18 protein-coding genes are annotated in these 18,028 nt (G+C 27.1%); 6 read left to right on the top strand and 12 right to left on the bottom strand.

The window, feature by feature from the left end; all coding sequences use genetic code 11:
* Positions 1 to 39: 39 nt before the first annotated feature.
* From MPF13_RS06510 to msrB, 6 genes are all read right to left on the bottom strand, one after another.
* Positions 40 to 783 (bottom strand): hypothetical protein, encoded by a 744-nt coding sequence (locus MPF13_RS06510; protein WP_249981541.1) that lies wholly within the window; start codon positions 781 to 783, stop codon positions 40 to 42.
* A gap of 88 nt (positions 784 to 871) precedes the next feature.
* Positions 872 to 2,008: a hypothetical protein gene (locus MPF13_RS06515; RefSeq protein ID WP_249981542.1), complete on the bottom strand. Its 1,137-nt coding sequence runs from the start codon at positions 2,006 to 2,008 to the stop codon at positions 872 to 874.
* Positions 1,992 to 2,681, bottom strand: coding sequence for a hypothetical protein (locus tag MPF13_RS06520; RefSeq protein WP_249981543.1), 690 nt, complete (start codon positions 2,679 to 2,681; stop codon positions 1,992 to 1,994). Before MPF13_RS06520 ends, MPF13_RS06515 begins: the two co-directional genes overlap by 17 nt.
* A 4-nt stretch (positions 2,682 to 2,685) precedes the next feature.
* Positions 2,686 to 3,210, bottom strand: a complete 525-nt coding sequence (locus MPF13_RS06525; RefSeq protein WP_249981544.1) for a T9SS type A sorting domain-containing protein — start codon at positions 3,208 to 3,210, stop codon at positions 2,686 to 2,688.
* A gap of 198 nt (positions 3,211 to 3,408) precedes the next feature.
* Complete coding sequence (locus tag MPF13_RS06530; RefSeq protein ID WP_249981545.1) at positions 3,409 to 4,905, bottom strand: YfcC family protein; 1,497 nt, start codon at positions 4,903 to 4,905, stop codon at positions 3,409 to 3,411.
* Between the two features lie 45 nt (positions 4,906 to 4,950).
* Positions 4,951 to 5,439 carry a peptide-methionine (R)-S-oxide reductase MsrB gene (gene msrB, locus MPF13_RS06535; protein WP_249981546.1) on the bottom strand — a complete coding sequence of 163 codons (489 nt, stop codon included), beginning with the start codon at positions 5,437 to 5,439 and terminating at the stop codon, positions 4,951 to 4,953.
* Positions 5,440 to 5,629: 190 nt separating this feature from the next.
* Here msrB and MPF13_RS06540 point away from each other — a divergent pair, with 190 nt between their 5' ends.
* Positions 5,630 to 6,445, top strand: a complete 816-nt coding sequence (locus MPF13_RS06540; protein WP_249981547.1) for a M48 family metallopeptidase — start codon at positions 5,630 to 5,632, stop codon at positions 6,443 to 6,445.
* Between the two features lie 84 nt (positions 6,446 to 6,529).
* Positions 6,530 to 7,837 carry an MFS transporter gene (locus tag MPF13_RS06545; protein ID WP_249981548.1) on the top strand — a complete coding sequence of 436 codons (1,308 nt, stop codon included), beginning with the start codon at positions 6,530 to 6,532 and terminating at the stop codon, positions 7,835 to 7,837.
* A 38-nt stretch (positions 7,838 to 7,875) separates the two neighbouring features.
* Here the strand turns inward: MPF13_RS06545 and MPF13_RS06550 are convergent, their stop codons facing one another.
* The 6 genes from MPF13_RS06550 to MPF13_RS06575 are packed head-to-tail and all read right to left on the bottom strand — an operon-like array spanning position 7,876 to position 13,695.
* Positions 7,876 to 10,149 (bottom strand): TonB-dependent receptor, encoded by a 2,274-nt coding sequence (locus MPF13_RS06550; RefSeq protein ID WP_249981549.1) that lies wholly within the window; start codon positions 10,147 to 10,149, stop codon positions 7,876 to 7,878.
* 56 nt (positions 10,150 to 10,205) lie between these two features.
* Complete coding sequence (locus MPF13_RS06555; protein WP_249981550.1) at positions 10,206 to 10,478, bottom strand: hypothetical protein; 273 nt, start codon at positions 10,476 to 10,478, stop codon at positions 10,206 to 10,208.
* A gap of 46 nt (positions 10,479 to 10,524) precedes the next feature.
* On the bottom strand, positions 10,525 to 11,289 hold the full coding sequence (locus tag MPF13_RS06560) for a TerC family protein (protein WP_249981551.1): 765 nt from the start codon (positions 11,287 to 11,289) through the stop codon (positions 10,525 to 10,527).
* A 1-nt stretch (position 11,290) separates the two neighbouring features.
* On the bottom strand, positions 11,291 to 11,710 hold the full coding sequence (locus tag MPF13_RS06565) for a lipoprotein (protein ID WP_249981552.1): 420 nt from the start codon (positions 11,708 to 11,710) through the stop codon (positions 11,291 to 11,293).
* Complete coding sequence (gene purB, locus MPF13_RS06570) at positions 11,710 to 13,053, bottom strand: adenylosuccinate lyase (RefSeq protein WP_249981553.1); 1,344 nt, start codon at positions 13,051 to 13,053, stop codon at positions 11,710 to 11,712. The genes MPF13_RS06565 and purB overlap by 1 nt, the downstream gene beginning before the upstream one ends.
* A gap of 45 nt (positions 13,054 to 13,098) precedes the next feature.
* Positions 13,099 to 13,695 (bottom strand): HEAT-like fold family protein, encoded by a 597-nt coding sequence (locus MPF13_RS06575; protein WP_249981554.1) that lies wholly within the window; start codon positions 13,693 to 13,695, stop codon positions 13,099 to 13,101.
* Positions 13,696 to 13,729: 34 nt separating this feature from the next.
* Between MPF13_RS06575 and MPF13_RS06580 the strand changes: the two genes are divergently transcribed.
* The 4 genes from MPF13_RS06580 to MPF13_RS06595 all read left to right on the top strand — a co-directional run bounded on the left by MPF13_RS06580 (position 13,730) and on the right by MPF13_RS06595 (position 18,026).
* The gene (locus tag MPF13_RS06580) at positions 13,730 to 14,446 is read left to right on the top strand and encodes a toxin-antitoxin system YwqK family antitoxin (protein ID WP_249981555.1); all 717 of its coding nucleotides are present in this window, start codon (positions 13,730 to 13,732) and stop codon (positions 14,444 to 14,446) included.
* A gap of 9 nt (positions 14,447 to 14,455) precedes the next feature.
* Positions 14,456 to 15,148 (top strand): hypothetical protein, encoded by a 693-nt coding sequence (locus MPF13_RS06585; RefSeq protein WP_249981556.1) that lies wholly within the window; start codon positions 14,456 to 14,458, stop codon positions 15,146 to 15,148.
* Positions 15,149 to 15,216: 68 nt separating this feature from the next.
* On the top strand, positions 15,217 to 16,404 hold the full coding sequence (gene mnmA, locus MPF13_RS06590; protein WP_249981557.1) for a tRNA 2-thiouridine(34) synthase MnmA: 1,188 nt from the start codon (positions 15,217 to 15,219) through the stop codon (positions 16,402 to 16,404).
* A 41-nt stretch (positions 16,405 to 16,445) separates the two neighbouring features.
* Entirely contained in the window at positions 16,446 to 18,026 is a 1,581-nt protein-coding gene (locus tag MPF13_RS06595; protein ID WP_249981558.1) for a S8 family serine peptidase, read from the top strand.
* The last annotated feature ends 2 nt before the right edge of the window (positions 18,027 to 18,028 follow it).

The raw sequence follows: 18,028 nt of genomic DNA on the forward strand, positions 1-18,028 counted from the left end.
AACATAAAAACATAACTTTTTGTAGGTTCGTATTTTAATTTAGTAAATCCATTGCACTTCAATAAGATCACCAGCATAAGTAGTCCAATCATTTGGTGCTGTAGCACTTACATTAAGTGTTATAGTATCATCTGCAGTAAGTGAATAATCTACAGAAGCTCTAAGTTTTGCTCCATTTCTGTATACAGAAATTTTATTTATAGAGGTTCCCATTGCTAAACCTGTTGCAGTTACTGTAAGGTTTCCATCTGCAGCTATAGAAAATTCTGCACGACCTGCAGTAATTAAATTTGTAGCTAATAATTTTTTTGTTTCACCTGTAGCTTCATCTCTAATTAAAACTGTCCAACCAGTTCCAGTACCTCCATGAGAACTTGCATCTGAAGCTGTAGATGCTATAGCAGCAGTTGTTGCTTCACCAGCAGTTAATGTAGGACTCAATAATTTAATTCCATCTAAAGCAAATATTCTATTTGTTGCATCTATGTAAGTACTATCTGTTAAAGTACCACCTAATTGCCAAGTAGAAATAATACCACCATCTGTAGTTGTATCTGTTAACAGTGTTATACCATTTTTAACTTGTAAGAATTTTTTAGTTCCTTTATTGTCAATAACTCTAATGGTTCCATTTAATACAGAAGATTTACTTACATCTTCTTTTTTACCTATTTTGGTTGTTCCATCTGTTTCTGTTGCATCTCCTGTTACTTGTTGTGCTTGTACGTTATAACTAATTATCATTATTATGCTAATAGCTACTAATTTTATATATTTTTTCATTTTATAATTTTTAATTTGTTTATACTTTTTAATAAATCGTCATTTTTTGTTTCTCATACTTTGTAGGGTTTAAGGGTTTATATTAAGTTTAGAATAATTGTACTATTCTAATTTTATCGTTTTTATAACATATAGCTTCTGGTTCTAATTTTATAGTTGTACTATTAATAGCTGTAAAATTTATTAGAACTCCATTTCTATATACATCTATATTTTCTGTATTTGTAAAATTTAAAGGAATTGTAAATTCAAGTTGTCCATCTTTAGCAAGAATTACTACTTGTTTTTGTTGAGAAACTTGAATTAAGTTTTTCTTTTTTAAAACGCCTGTATTTTTATCAATGACAACAACTAAGTCTTCATTATTAACACTGTTTTGTAAACCCTCAATAGCTAATGTGTTTGTATTGTTGGTTGTAATTTTTGTAGGTTCTGTTAATTTACCTCCTAATTTTATGATGTTCTCTTTTTGTTGAAGTCCGTTTAAAACTTTTGTTGTTATAGAAACCCAATTTGTACCATCGTAAACTTCAATACATTTTAATGTTTTATTCCAAACTTGATCTCCAACAACCGGATTTTGAAACTTTTTAGTTCTTGCAGAATCATCTGTAACAACTAAAAGTCCTAATTCATTAGAATTATCATAATCATCATTTACAGGTACCCAATTTGTGTTGTTCCAAATTAATAAAGTAGGATTTCTATTTTTACCGAATTTTGTATGCCAAATTAATTCTCCTATATTATGAGGTGGTGTTAGATCTTCTAAGGAATTTACTATTTTAATATTTCTATCTCCATTAATTTTGTGAGGTATATATAATATCTTTTGAGAATCTAAAAAGACAAAACCTTCATCATTACTAAGAATATTTAATTCTACATTTAAATATTTTAGTTTACCATCCCAAATAATATCTCCAAAAGTGAAGTTTATTGGAGTTCCTTCTCCAACAATAAGAGAAACCATTCCATTTTCTTCAGTAATAATATTATGTTCTTCTACATATTCTATTCCTGTTTCGTTAGTAATTGTAAAACGAAGAATAATATTTTCTGAACCTAAAGGAATACTATTTCCTGTTACATCTGTTCCTGGTATTTGTATTTCTTCATTATTTAAAATTAATGCTTGATAATTAAACCCAGGAGTTTGACTAAGTACAATTGTACTAGTTAATAAAAACAGATAAAGCCCAATTTTTTTAATAAAATCCTCCATGACATCTGTTTTTATAATTATTTATACTAAATGAGATTCCAAATGAAATAGAATTTGTACGAAAAGTATATTTTTCTTCTACATTACTGTCTTGATTGTATTCCCTAAAACTATCTGCAGTACTAAAGCTTATGTAAGTAGCTATTTCATCTGAAATTATATATTCTACACTTACACCTTTATGAAAACGAATAAAAGTTTTATCGAAAGTATTATCATTAAAAATGTCATTTACAACATCATTGTATGCATTTGTACCTGTAATTAACCAATCATGAGAAAGATGAGAGTGTACTTGAATTTTAAAAAAAGGTTCATTAATTACAGCAAAATTAAATCCGGTTTTTAAACCAAAAGAAGTTAAGTTATATGTTAAAGGAACACACTCTTTACCAGTTGTAAAACCCGTAATAATTTTATATTTATTATAACTAATACCAGATTCCCATTTTAATCGATTTTTATAAATGTCTAATTTATAGCCACTTTCTATAAAAAACTCAAATAATTTATAATACGTTAATTTTAAGGTGTTTGCACCTTTGTTATTAACATAATCTTTAAAGTAAGCATTTTCTATACCTGTTTCTAAGTACACTTGTTGGCTATTTACTTCTAAAAAAAGAAAAGTAAAAAGTATTAAGAATCTATATTTAGCTTTAATTTTTAACATATAATTATTCTGCTTTTAAAATTTTATTAGTTGATGAAATTTTTCCACTTTGAATTTCAATCAAATAAGTACCTAGACTATAATTTTTCATAGAAATTAAAATCTTGTCTGTTGGGTTATATTTTTTATTAGCGTGTACTTTTCCATTTATATCAAAAATTCTGATATAAACATTATGGGTAGTTTTTTTAGCGAAATCAATTTTTATGTAGTCTATAAAAGGATTTGGAGATATTACAAAGTCTAAAGTTTCTTTAAAGAAATCCTTATTTGTATTGTCTAATTTTAAACTTATGTTATTGTTTAAAAAGCCTTCTTGTACTGTTATTAGCTTAACTTTTTTTATGCCAATTATTCCAGTTTGTCCAATACTTTGTTGAATATTGTATTTATTGTTACTTGTGTAAACTGTAGTAGATCCAACAAAAGTTAAAGTTGCTCTTTGTACAGAGTACTTTTTTATTGTTGATTGCTGTGAGTATGCAAAACAATGACAAATAAATAAAAATAATAGGGAGAAATTTTTCATTTATAGATGCTGTTTGTTCTACTATAAATGTAAATAAGATACTAAGGTAACTCAATAGGTAAATTTCTTATTCTACTTATTATTTAAAAAATAAAAGAACAGAATACATAATTTTAAAAGAGTAGTATAACTATAAATACCAATTTAAAAATTATTGTGTTTAAATTGATATTTAATAATATATAAATGAATTGTAATTTAAATATAAACAGATATGGTTAAAAATAATATAGATACTAATGCTAAAATTATAACCAAAGGAATTATAAATTTTAACCATTTGTTATATCCAACATTAACAATTGCTAATGAAGCTAAAATTAAACCTGTAGGGTTTATAAAACTAAACAAACCAACTCCTAAAAGATAAGCATTTACAACATGTTCTCTACCTAAAGATACAGTATCTGCTAAAGGAGACATTATAGGCATTGTTAAAACTGCCATACCAGATGAAGAAGGAATAAAAAATGACAATCCACTATACACAAACATTGTAGAGTTTATAAAAAGCCCCTTGTTCATTCCATCAGTAAAAGAACTAGAATAATATAATAATGTATCACTTATTAAACCATCTTCCATTAAAATAGTAACACCTCTTGCTAAACCAATTATAAAAGCAACACTTAATAACTCATTAGCTCCTTTAATAAAAGTATTTACAAAAACGGTTTCATTTATTTTATAAATAAAACCTATTAAAACAGCACCAACAAAGAAAACACCTGTCATTTCTAAAAACCACCATTCTAAATTTACAACACCATAAACCATTATTATAAAACAAGTAATAAAAATAGTTAAGACCAACTTTAATTGTAATGTAAAGTTGATGCTTTCTGTAGAAGTCTTAAAAGAAAACATTTTTTCAATACTATCTTTTTGATCATAAATAATAGATTTTGAAGGATCTTTTTTTACTTTTTGAGCATATCTAATAATATATGCAATACAGATTATTAATCCTGTTAAAAGCATTATTACTCTTCCATTTATACCTGTAGTCCAATTTATTCCTGCAGAGTTTGATGCTATTATAGTACTAAATGGATTTGTAGTAGAAACCATTGTACCTATAGTACTACCAATATAAATACAAGCCAAAGCTACAATTGCATCGTATTTTGCTGCAATAAAAATTGGAATTAAAATAGGGTAGAAGGCAATTGTTTCTTCTGCTAAACCAAATGTAGTTCCTCCTAATGCAATTAATGAAGTTACTGCAATAATTAAAATATATTCTTTTCCTTTAAGTAAGTTAGACAGTCTTGTTATACCTGCTTCAAAAGCACCAGTATAATTTACAATGGCAACCAAACCTCCTATAAATAAAACTAAAATTATAATATCTGCAACTGCAATTATTCCTTTTAAAGGCGCTAAAATAAATTCTTTAAAACCTTGTGGTCTTGCTTCTAATTTTTGATAGGTTCCAGGAATACTAATTGCTTTATAAATTGCTCCTGATGTAAATTTTTCTAAAGGGATTTTAACACCTAAACCATCTAAAGTTTTTTGAGATGCTTCTAAAGTAATAGAATTTTCTAAACTGGTTTTTACAAATGAATTTTCTTCTTTATTATATGCTAATCTATCATATTGTCCAGAAGGAATACACCAAGTTAACAAAGCTACAAAAGCAGCAATTAAAAGTAAAACAGATTGTGCACTAGGAAACTTTATTTTTTTCATCTTTAAAATCTACTTAAGGCTTTAAAGATACTATTTTCAACCCTATTATTTAGTTACTTTATATGGAATAAATTTTAATGCAACCCCATTTATACAATGTCTTTTCCCTGTTGTTTCTTGTGGTCCATCATCAAAAGAATGCCCTAAATGACTACCACAAGTATTGCATTTTAATTCTGTTCTTGCATACCCTATTTTATAATCTATATCTAATTCTACATTCTCTTTAATTGCTCTATCAAAAGATGGCCATCCAGAACCAGAATTATATTTATGTTCAGATTTATATAGAGGAGTTTCACATGCTTTACAAGTATAAATTCCCTTCCTTTTATTTTGATTTAATTCACTAGAAAAAGCTCTTTCTGTTCCTGCTTCTCGTAAAACATTATACTCTAAAGGTGTAAGTTGTTTTTTCCATTCAGCATCCGTTTTTTCAATTTTATATATTTTATTTTTAATTGATGAATTTTGTGAGTTACAAGAATAATTGATTAAAAAAAGAATAATTACGAAAGTGAAAATATTTTTCATATTTAAATAGATTGCATGTTTTTTTTTTTGACGAATAATATTTAAAGAAATTACAAAATAAAAGTTTCTAATTACTTTTATTTTTTTGATAAAATTAGAATATGTAGTTTTATATGATGCAAATTTTATTATAATAGTGACAATTTGCATAATATTGTGTCTTAAAAATAGTGATTAAAAATAAATATAGATGAAAAAAATAGTTGTTTTAGTTTTTGTAGCTTTCCTTTTTGTAGAATGTAGTACAGTACCAATTACAGGTAGAAAACGTGTTAATTTTGTAAGTGATGCTCAAGTTTTACCAGCAAGTTTTGCACAATACAAAGGTTTTTTAGAAGAAAATAAATTGTCTACTAATAAAGCAATGAGTAATCAGATTAAAGAAGTTGGTAAAAATATTTCTGCAGCTGTAGATCGTTTTATGAGAGCTAATAATATGGTAACAGAAGCAGATTCTTACAAATGGGAATTTAATTTAATTGAAGATAAAACTGTAAATGCTTGGTGTATGCCAGGAGGTAAGGTAGTTTTTTATACAGGTATAATGCCAATTTGTAAAAATGTAGATGGAGTAGCTGCTGTAATGGGGCATGAAGTAGCTCATGCTTTTGCAAAACATGGACAAGAAAGAATGTCTCAAGGGCAATTACAACAATTAGGAGGTGTTGCTGTAGCATTAGGTACATCTAATAAAGATGCTAAAACTAGAGCAATTTGGAATACAGCATTTGGTATTGGTTCTGGTTTAGGAATGTTAAAATTTAGTAGAGTTCATGAACAAGAAGCAGATAGGTTAGGGTTGGTTTTTATGTTAATGGCTGGTTATAATGGTACAGAAGCTGCTGAGGTTTGGGTTAGAATGAGTAACTTATCTAAAGGGAAATCTCAACCAGAAATTTTAAGTACACACCCTTCTAATGAAGCTAGAATACAAGATTTAAAAACGTATTTACCAACAGCTAAAAAATATGCTGCTCAATATAATGCAAAAGGAATTGTAAAATAAAAAATTAAAAAGGAATAGATTTCCTATATTGTAACCGTTCAAAAAAAATATTTTTTTGAACGGTTTTTTTATAAAATAAATTCTATGTTAAAAATTGGAGATAAAAAATTAATTAATGCTTGGGCATTTTATGATTGGGCAAATTCTGTGTATTCATTAGTAATTAGTACTGCTGTTTTTCCTATTTATTATGCAGGTTTAACTGCTTCTGAAGGTTTTGCTAATGCAGAAGGAAAGATTTCTTTTTTAGGAACTTTATGGACGCCAACTACATTATATAATTATGCGTTAGCTTTTTCTTTTTTAGTTGTAGCTTTAATTTCGCCAATGTTATCTGGTATTGCAGATTATGCTGGAAATAAGAAAAAATTTTTAAAAGGATTTTGTTTATTGGGTTCTTTGTCTGTAATGAGTTTATTCTTTTTTACGGGAAAAGAAACGCTTTGGGTAGGAATACTTTTTACAATTTTAGCTAGTATTGGTTTTTGGGGAAGTATTGTTTTTTATAATGCTTATTTGCCTGAAGTTGCACATCCAGAGCAACAAGATAATGTAAGTGCTAAAGGATTTATGCTTGGTTATTCAGGATCAATTTTATTGTTACTCTTATGTTTGGTTTTGATAGAAACTAAAGTTTTTGGTATGTATGATAAACAATTTGGTTCACAAATTTCTTTTGTTTTAGTAGGTTTATGGTGGTTAGGTTTTGCACAAATTACGTATGCAAAATTACCAAATGAAGAAAAACAATCTTTACCTAAAGATAATTATTTTACTAAAGGATTAAAAGAAATTCAAAAAGTAGCAAAAGAATTATTTGCTTATAGAGAGTTAAAAATATTTTTAATTTCATTCTTTTTATTAAGTATTGGTGTGCAAACTATTATTTTAATGGCAGGTATTTTTGGAACCATTTTAGGATTAGCAACATTAAATTTAATAGCTACAATTTTATTGGTACAATTTGTTGGTATTTTAGGTGCTTTTATTTTTTCTAGACTTTCTAATAAAATTGGAAATATTAAAACATTAAAAATTACAATAGCAATTTGGGGTTTAGTGTGTTTTATTGGTTTTAACCTCACAAAAGATACACCTAATATAGAAATGTATTTTTACATTCTTGGAGGCTTAATTGGTTTAGTAATGGGAGCAATACAATCATTGGCTAGGTCTACGTATTCTAAATTATTACCAAAAACAGAAGATAATGCATCTTATTTTAGCTTTTTTGATGTTACAGAAAAAATAGCTTTAGTTGTTGGTATGGTTACTTTTGGAGCTTTAAATTCAATTTTATCTATACAATCTAGTGTATTAGCATTGGCTATTTTTTTCTTAGCTGCTTTTCTTAGTATTAGTAGAATTAAGAAGACAAAATATGTGCATTAAAAAAAAAGAGTTGCAATTAGCAACTCTTCTTTTTGATGTTATATATTAAAATTAATTCCTAGTACAATATTTCTTCCTTGATTTAAAATTCCATCAGATTTTAACCTAGAAAGATGATTTATATATTTTTTATTCAATATATTATTTGCGCTTAAATTAGCGTTAAACTTTATATTTTTTAAAGTAATATCTCCTCCTAATCCTAAGTTTATTATGTTGTAACCTGGTGATTCAGTTTCATAGATTCCAACATTATTTTGCTTAAAAGTACTTTCTAATGTTAAAGAACTATATCCTTTTTGCAACCAATTAGCTATGTTAAATTCTGATCTAAAAGTATTTTTCCAAGTATTTGCAGGAATTAAAGGTAAATAATTTCCATTATCTTGTTTACCAACTACGGTTTCAAATGTACTTTTTAAATGCAACCAATCTAAAGGATGTGGGTGGAAATGCATTCCAAATTCACCTCCAAATAATCTTGCATTCTCTTGAATGTAAGAAAAAACTGGTTCTTCATCTTCAATTTCACCAGTTGGACTTATAAAAATATAATCGTTTATATGATTGTAAAAACCATTAGCAAAAAACTCAAAATGATCTGTTTTATATTCAATTGAAATATCTAACTGTGTATTTTTTTCATAATTTAAATTACTATTCCCTTTTTCAAATCTATTAGTACCATGATGTACACCATTTGATGCTAACTCTGCTAAAGTAGGGGCTCTAAAACCAGAAGCTACATTAATTCTTGTTGTAAAGTTTTTTGTAATTGAAGTTTTAAATCCTAAAGAAGTAGTAAAACTATTGTAAGTTTCATTAACAGGTTCAAAAACATGTATTTCATCTTCATGTTCTATTTCATGTTTTTCTGTATCAATATTTCTATTATCATATCTAATACCTGCTTGTAATGTATTATTGTTCCAACTATAATTTGCAGTTGTAAAAATACCAAAATCTTTAACAGTTGCATTTGGAATTAATATTTCTTCACCAAAATTAGTGTTTGTTTGATGTAAACCTTGTATTCCTGTTAAGATTTCTACATTACCTAGTTTCGGAAAATGATATTTTGCATTATAAGTAAATGTTTTTAATTTCATTCTTAAAGCAGCTTCTTCATGTTCCTCATGTTCCTCCTCATGTTCCTCTTCATGTTCATCTTCGTCTTCATCATGATGCTCTTCATGTTCTTCAAACTCTTGTCTATCATTAAATGTATAACCTAAATCAATATCTAATTTAGAATTACCAAAAAAGAAATGATTATGGCTACTTAAAACATGATTGTCTATTTCTTGATAAGGTAGTGTTAACGTTTTACTAGATGTTTGCTCAGTAATTCCCTCTGTTAACCCCAATTTAGATTTATTGTAATTATATCTAACTTCTGATGTAAAATTATTTTTAGAATAACCAATTCCTGTTTTAAAATCTTGTTCATTAAAACGAGTATTTGTTACTTTTTCTTCAGTTGGTATTTCATAATCAGAATGAGTAGTATAAGTTCCTCTAATTAAAAATTTCCAATTATTATTAGAACTTTTATATCCTAAAGATGTATTGGTACCAAGTGTGTTGCTAAAAAAACGTTGATTTAAGTTAATGTTACTAGAATTTAATTGGGCAAATTTTTCTGGGTTTAAATACAAAACTCCACCTAAAGCATCAGAACCATAAAGTAGAGAAGCTGGTCCTTTTATAACTTCAATACTACTAATTCCTGCATCATTAATTCCTAATCCATGTTCACCTCCAAATTGTTGATTTTCTAACCTTATTCCTTGAGTGTAAACTAAAACTCTATTTCCGCTTAAACCCCTAATAACAGGTTTTCCAATAGAAGACCCTGTAGAAATTTGACTAACTCCTGGAATATTAGTAATTCCTTCAGATAAAGTTGTAGCTCCAAGTTTGTTAATAGACTTAGATGTTAACCTTTCTATTTTCATTACATTTTCTGATTGTAATTTATTAAATGGAGTAGAAACAATAATTTCATCCATTTCAAAAGGAGTTTCTTTTAATTGAATATTAACTTCTAAATCTGATGTAATATTTACAGTTTTAATCACTGTTTTATATCCTAAAAATGAAAAAGTTAAGTTTATTTTTCCACTAGGAACATTGTTTAAAATATAAGTTCCATTTTTATTTGTTGTGCTACCTTTATGTAATTCTGGTGCATAAATTTGTACTTCAGATAAGGCATTATTATCCATATCTGTAACTTTTCCGGAAATACTGTTTTGAGCATTCACAGAAAATCCTGCTATTATAAATAGCAGTTTTATAAATGTTTTCATGTTTTAATTTTTACTAATTACTAAATGTTACTTGTCTTTTGTAAGACAATTCGATTTTAAATAGTAAAATTTGGTGGTCCTCTAGAGTGTTTTGTAGACTGACAAACTTCTTTTATAACTTGAGGTTTATCAACAAAAATTGAGGTATAAAAATGAGTAGGAATTACATCAAAATTAGATGTAAAATCCATAGAAAATATAGTAAGTTGTTTATGAAACTCACCACAATCTAAATGTTGTTTATGTATATGGTGTTCTGTAACAGAAGTACAAACAGAATGTTCATGATTTTCTAAATCATGAATAATTTCTATTGATGTTGGTATCATCAACAGTAAAAGAAAAAATATGCTTAGTAATTTTTTAAACAAGTAATTATTTTTTTCTAATTTTTAAATTTAACATTTCAACTCCTAATGAAAATGCGATGGCAAAGTACAAATAACCTTTTGGAATAGCCCCTACAGATTTGTTAAAAATTTCTGTATGCGATAAATGTGCACCTTCTGTAATTAACATAAAACCAATTAAAATTAAAAAAGAAAGCGCTAACATTTGTATTGTTGGATTTCTGTTTACAAAATTACTGATAGGTTTAGAAAACAGCATCATAATTAAAATTGAAATAATTACAGCAATTACCATAATTATTAAAGCTCCATCAATTCCGTTTGTCATACCAACAGCAGTTAAAATACTATCAAAAGAAAAAACGATATCAATTAAAATAATTTGAATAATTACGTTAGAAAAAGAAACAACTTTAGGTGATTTTATTACTTCTTCTTCATTAGTGTGTTCTACTTTTTCACGTATTTCTTTGGTGCTTTTATATAAAAGGAATATTCCACCTAAAAATAAAATTATACTTTGACCAGTTAAACCAGTTTTTAGCCAACTTGTATTAATAGTATAAAAAGGATCTTTTAAAGCAATTAAATAAGAAACACTAAAAAGTAATATAATTCTAGTAATCATAGCTAAAGCCAACCCTAAAAGAGTAGCTTTTCTTACTTGGTTTTCTGGTAATTTATTTGCAGATATAGATATGAATATAATATTATCTATTCCTAGTATAATTTCTAAGAAAGTTAATGTTAATAGAGCAACCCATGTATCTACTTGAAGAAAAATTTCCATTTTATTTTACCTTATAAATAGTACCATCTGTGGTAAATTTACTAAACCCAATTTTGGCTGTAAAACTATAAGAATTATCTGTTACTTTGGTAATTTGAACATAAATTGGGTCTTTGTCTAACTTCTTTTTAGGAGACTTCATTTTTAAAGTATAAAAGAAATTATTTTTCCATTTTATGTATAAAGTATCTATATGTTTCACTTTTTTTTCAGTGGTAACACTATCATTAGAAATACTTACAACTTTATCATATTCTTCAATTTGTAAACTGTCTATTCTTGTAATGGTAGTTTTACCATAACCTTCTCCAGCAGGAATTTCGAAAATTCCTTTTTTAAAACGATTAGAATTGTCTTTAATTTCTGTATTACAAGAAGTTAAAACTATAATTATTGTAAGTATTCCTATGATTTTTTTCATTAAATTCCAGTATAATTTGCAGGAGTAATGTATTTTAATTCTTCTTTTATTGCATCAGAAACTTCTAACGTATCAATAAAATTAGCAATAGATGCTTGGTTGATTTTTTCGTTAGTTCTAGTTAATCCTTTTAAAGCTTCATAAGGATTAGGATATGCTTCTCTTCTTAAAATAGTTTGAATTGCTTCTGCAACTACAGCCCAATTATTTTCTAAATCTTGCTCAAACTTTTCTTTGTTTATTAATAATTTATTTAAACCTTTTAAAGTAGATGTAAAAGAGATAATTGTATGTCCAAAAGGTACACCAACATTACGTAATACTGTACTATCAGTTAAATCACGTTGTAAACGAGAAACAGGTAATTTAGCAGAAAGGTGTTCAAAAATGGCATTTGCTATACCTAAGTTTCCTTCAGAATTTTCAAAATCTATAGGATTTACTTTATGTGGCATTGCAGAAGAACCTACTTCACCTTTTTTAATTTTTTGTTTAAAATAATCCATAGAAACATAGGTCCAGAAGTCTCTATCTAAATCTATGATGATTGTATTGATACGTTTTAAAGTATCAAACAAAGCAGCCATATGATCATAATGTTCTATTTGAGTAGTTGGAAAAGAATGTTGTAATCCTAATTTTTCTTGTACAAAAGAAGTTCCAAATTCTTTCCAATCTATTTTTGGATACGCAACTTTATGCGCATTATAATTACCTGTTGCACCACCAAATTTTGCAGCACTTGGTATGTCATTTAATAAATTAAATTGTTCTTTTAAACGAACAACAAAAACTTCTATTTCTTTACCTAATCTTGTAGGAGATGCTGGTTGACCATGAGTTCTAGCAAGCATTGATATATCAGACCATTCTACAACTAATTCTTGTAATTTATCTAATACTTCTAAATAATGAGGCACATAAACATCATTCATAGCTTCTTTAATAGATAAAGGAACAGCTGTATTGTTTATATCTTGAGAAGTCAATCCAAAATGAATAAATTCTTTATCTTTTTGTAAACCTAAAGCATCAAATTTTTCTTTAATAAAGTACTCAACAGCTTTTACATCATGATTTGTAATGCTTTCAATATCTTTTATTTTTTGAGCATCTTCTGCAGTAAATTCTGTATATATTTTACGTAAATCGTCAAATAAATCTTTATTAAAATCTGCTAATTGTGGTAAAGGAATTTCACATAAAGCAATAAAATATTCAATTTCTACTCTAACTCTATATTTTATTAAAGCTTCTTCAGAAAAATAGTCTGCTAATTTTGTTATTTTACCTCTGTAACGTCCATCAATTGGTGAGATGGCATTTAATTGTGTTAATTCCATTTTTTAATTGTGTTGTGAAATGCAAAAATAGTCAATTTAACAGATTTATAATCTTGATTTTCGATGTTTTTCTATCAAAAATAAAATATGTTTACCACGAGCTTTACAGCCTTTACTTTCGTGAATAATTTTAGTTTCTATTAAGTGTTTTAATTCAGGATGAATCCAATCTTTTTCTAATCCAAAATAATACAAAGCATTCATTGTATAGGCTCTAACTGCAATTTTTTGAGGAGTAATTAACCAATCAAAACCAGCTTCTACAATAGCATCTATATGTTTTACAGTAAGTGCTTTTTTTACATCATTATCATTTTTAGAGTAATAGGCAACTGCTAAATGTTCACAAATTTTAGCACAAGGTCTTGTTGCGCTATCAAATTTTAAATGATATAACTGAGATGTAAAAGTGTCTAAATGTGGTAAAATCCAATTTAAATGATGATGTGTACAAATCCATTCTAATACCCAAGATGCTTTAATAGAAGTTTTGTTATCAACATCAAAAGTAATGGTTACCAACTCTTTAAATAAATCTGGATTTTCTAATACAATATTAGCTACTCTTTGTCTGTTATCTCTTTTAGCAGTACCAAGATTATTAAGTTCTTCAGTTATATATAGTAAGTTTGATTTTGGCACTATTAATGTATATTTGTTTTAAAATTCTATTAAAATGATAAATATAAAAAGACTGTTTTTTGTTTTAGCTTTTTTAGCTTGTTTTTTTATAAGTGAAGATGTTAATTCTCAAAAAATAAATCAGTTTGATAAAAATAAGAAAAGAACTGGTGTTTGGAAAAAATATTATTCGAACAAAAGAATACGTTATGTTGGTCAGTTTAAAAACGGAAAAGAAGTTGGAGTTTTTAAGTTTTATGATATAAGAGAATCTAAATTTCCTGTTATTATAAAAACTTTTTTTCAAGATTCAGATTCTTTATTTGTACAGTTTTATACATTAAATGGTAAAATTGAAACTGAAGGTGTTTTAAATGGAAGAAAACGAGTAGGAAATTGGAAATATTTTTATGCAGATGGTTCTTTAATGTCTGAAGAAAATTACAAAGACGGAAAATTAGAAGGAGAGCAATTAATTTATTATCCAGATGGTCAGGTAACAGAATTTGCTATTTATAAAAATGGTTTAAAACATGGAGTTATTAGTAAATATTCTAGCAAAGGAATTTTAATAGAAGAGATTACTTATAAAAATGGAATACCAAATGGATTGGCTAAGTATTTTGAATTAAATGGTGATTTAAAAGAAACAGGCCATTATGAAGATGGAAAAAGAGTAGGAAAGTGGGAGTTTTATTTAGATGGTGAAATAGCTTCTGAAAAAGATAAAAAAGCAAAAAGAAGTTCTTTTAATAAAAAGAAGGAAAATTAAAACACTATTATGAGAATATTAGTAACATTATTTTTAATTGTAATGGCTTTTTCTTGTTCTAAGAAAGAACAAAAAGTATCTAATATAGATGGACTTTGGATTGTTAAAAAAGTTAAAGTTGGTAATAAAGAAATAACACCAATTTCTAGATGGATGAAATTTAATACAGATTCTACTCAAACTTCTGGAAATGGCTGGTTGCAACATTCTGTTGGAACTTGGAGTTTTAAAAGCAATCAACTTTTGATAAAAAATACAAATGGTTTAGAAGATAATGCTGCACCTTTTCAAGTAAAATTAGAAAACTCTACTATGACTTGGAGTAGAGAGGAAGAAGGTGAAAATGTAAACGTATTTTTAGAACGAATTGATAAAATACCTACTTCTGAAGGTAATAAATTGATGGGTTTGTGGAAGTTGAAAAAAGTTAATTTAAACAACCATTCAGAAGAAATTAATTCAACTAAAACACTTTACATTAGTTGGGATAATAGGTATATACTGCAAAGTGAAACTGACAAAAAAGAATATGGAATTTATAAAATTCATGGACATAAACCAGAACTTCAAATGGTAAATTATGGTGATAATCCAGAATTTAAGTTTTATAAATTTTCTATTTCAAATAATGAATTAACCTTAATTAAAAGCGATACTAAAGAGAAATTAATTTATTCTAGAATTCATCAATTTCCTCAATAAATCTATCAATTCTTTCAATTAGTAAATCGTTTACAAAGTTGTAACTTTGCATCTTCTAAAATTATAAAATGAAAAGAGTAGTTGTTGGTCTTTCTGGTGGAGTAGATAGTAGTGTTACTGCACATTTATTAAAAGAACAAGGTTATGAAGTTATAGGTCTTTTTATGAAAAATTGGCACGATGATTCTGTAACAATTTCTAATGAATGTCCTTGGTTAGAAGACTCTAATGATGCAATGATTGTTGCAGAAAAATTAGGAATTCCTTTTCAAGTAGTAGATTTAAGCGAGCAATATAAAGAACGTATTGTAGATTATATGTTCGATGAATATTCTAAAGGTAGAACACCAAATCCAGATGTACTTTGTAATAGAGAAATAAAGTTTGATGTTTTTATGGACATTGCTTTACAATTAGGTGCAGATTATGTTGCAACTGGTCACTATTGTAGAAAAGGAGAAGAAATTATAGATGGTAAACCTGTTTATAAATTATTAGGAGGAAAAGACAATAATAAAGATCAATCTTATTTTTTATGTCAATTATCTCAAGAGCAATTAACTAAGGCTTTGTTTCCAATTGGAGAATTAACAAAACCAGAAGTTAGAGAAATTGCTAAAGAAGCAGATTTAATAACTGCAGAAAAGAAAGATTCTCAAGGTTTATGTTTTATTGGTAAAGTTCGTTTGCCTGAGTTTTTACAACAAAAATTACAACCAAAAGATGGTGTTATTGTAACAATACCTTCAGATTTTGAACAATACACAAAATCTGCTCCAAAATTTGAAAATAAAGAAGCAGAATTAAATTATTTCTCAACTAAATTCTCTTATAATAAAGAAGATGGAAAAGTAGTTGGCAAACATCAAGGAGCACATTATTTTACAAAAGGTCAACGTAAAGGTTTAAATGTTGGAGGAACAAAAGAAGCTTTGTATGTTATAGAAACTGATGTTGTAGAAAATGTAATTTACGCAGGTGAAGGTAAAAATCACCCAGGTTTGTATAGAAATGTTTTGTTTGTTTCTAATGAAGAAATACACTGGATTCGTGAAGATTTAACTTTAAAAGTTGGAGAAAACATGCAAGTTGATGCAAGAATTAGATATAGACAACCTTTAGAAAATGCCATATTATATAGAGTTGAATCTGGTTTGTATGTTGAGTTCGAAAATAAACAATCTGCTATACAAGAAGGTCAGTTTGTTGCTTGGTATAAAGATGAAGAGTTACTTGGTTCTGGAGTAATATCATAATTATAATTTATAAAATCGTAAAAAAGTAGTAATTTCGAAATATGAAGAAATTACTACTTTTTTTATTTATAATAACTTTTTTAAAAGTAAATGCACAAGAAGATGCTTGGGTTTTTTTAAAAGATAAACCAAGTGCGTCAACTTTTTTAGAAAACCCTTTAACAATGCTTTCTCAAAAAGCATTAGATAGAAGAGCTAGAATAAATATTTCGCTAGACAATATTGATGTTCCTATTGAAGAAACTTATTATAATCAATTAAAAAATGACGCAACTATTTCAGTATTAGCAAAATCTAAATGGTTAAATGCAATTCATATTCAGGGAGAAGTTAGTGATATTAATAAATTATTATCAACTTATAGTTTTATAAGTAGCATAGAATTTGCTAATAAATCTTTAAATAATTCTAGTAAATCAATAACGAAATCAAAGAAAATTACTCCCAATCATCATCATAAATTTTCTGAAATTCGAACAGATTTTAATTATGGTGATGCAGATAATCAAATTAAAATGTTGAAAGGAGAATATTTGCATCAACAAGGTTTAACAGGAAGCAATCAAACCATAGCTATTATTGATGCAGGTTTTCCAAACGTAAATACATTATCTGCTTTTCAAAGAATTAGAGATAATAACCAAATTTTAGGAGGCTATAATTTTGCAGATAGAAATACCAATTTTTATACAAGAAGTAGTCATGGAACACATGTGTTATCATCTATAGCTGGTTATATAGAAAACGAATTTGTTGGTACAGCTCCAGATGCTAAATTTTATTTATTTATTACAGAAATTTCAGAAAAAGAAACTGTTTTAGAAGAATCTCTTTGGGTAGAAGCAGCAGAAAGAGCAGATAGTTTAGGTGTAGATGTAATAAACACATCTTTAGGATATACTACTTATGATAATGCAAATCATAGCCATACTTATGCAGATATGGATGGAAAAACTACATTTATTTCTAGAGGTGCAGAAATTGGTGCTTCTAGAGGTTTGCTTTTAGTTAACTCTGCAGGTAATAGTGGTAGCAGTTCATGGAAATATATTGGAGCTCCTGCTGATGCACCATCTGTAATTTCTGTTGGTGCTGTAAAATCTACTAAAGAAATTGCTTCATTTAGTTCATTTGGTCCTACTGCTGATGGAAGAATAAAACCAGAAATTTTAGCTCAAGGTCAAAATCCAGCTTTAATAGATTATAATACAGGATTGGTAAAAACTACTTCTAGTGGAACTTCATTTTCTGGTCCAATTATGGCAGGTTTAATTGCGTGTTTAAATCAGAATGAAGGATTTTTATTAAAATCTTCTGGAAAAGAAAATTCTTCTGAGTTTAATTTTAATACTTTTTTAAAACAAGCTGTTTACGAATCTGCAGATAGATATAACAATCCTACAAATCAACATGGTTATGGAATTCCAAATTTTGAAATAGCTCTTCAGAACTATATTGGAAGTACAGGTTCTTTATCCGAAAATGAACTTTCAAATATCAAAATTTTTCCAAATCCTGTAAAAAACACATTTGTTATTAATTTAAAAAACACAGAATTAGAAAATACTCATATTCAAATTTTTAATGTTTTAGGCGAAAAGTATTCGAAAAAGAAAGTCTAAAC

It is taken from the genome of Polaribacter sp. Z022 (assembly GCF_023555495.1).
Classification (GTDB): domain Bacteria; phylum Bacteroidota; class Bacteroidia; order Flavobacteriales; family Flavobacteriaceae; genus Polaribacter.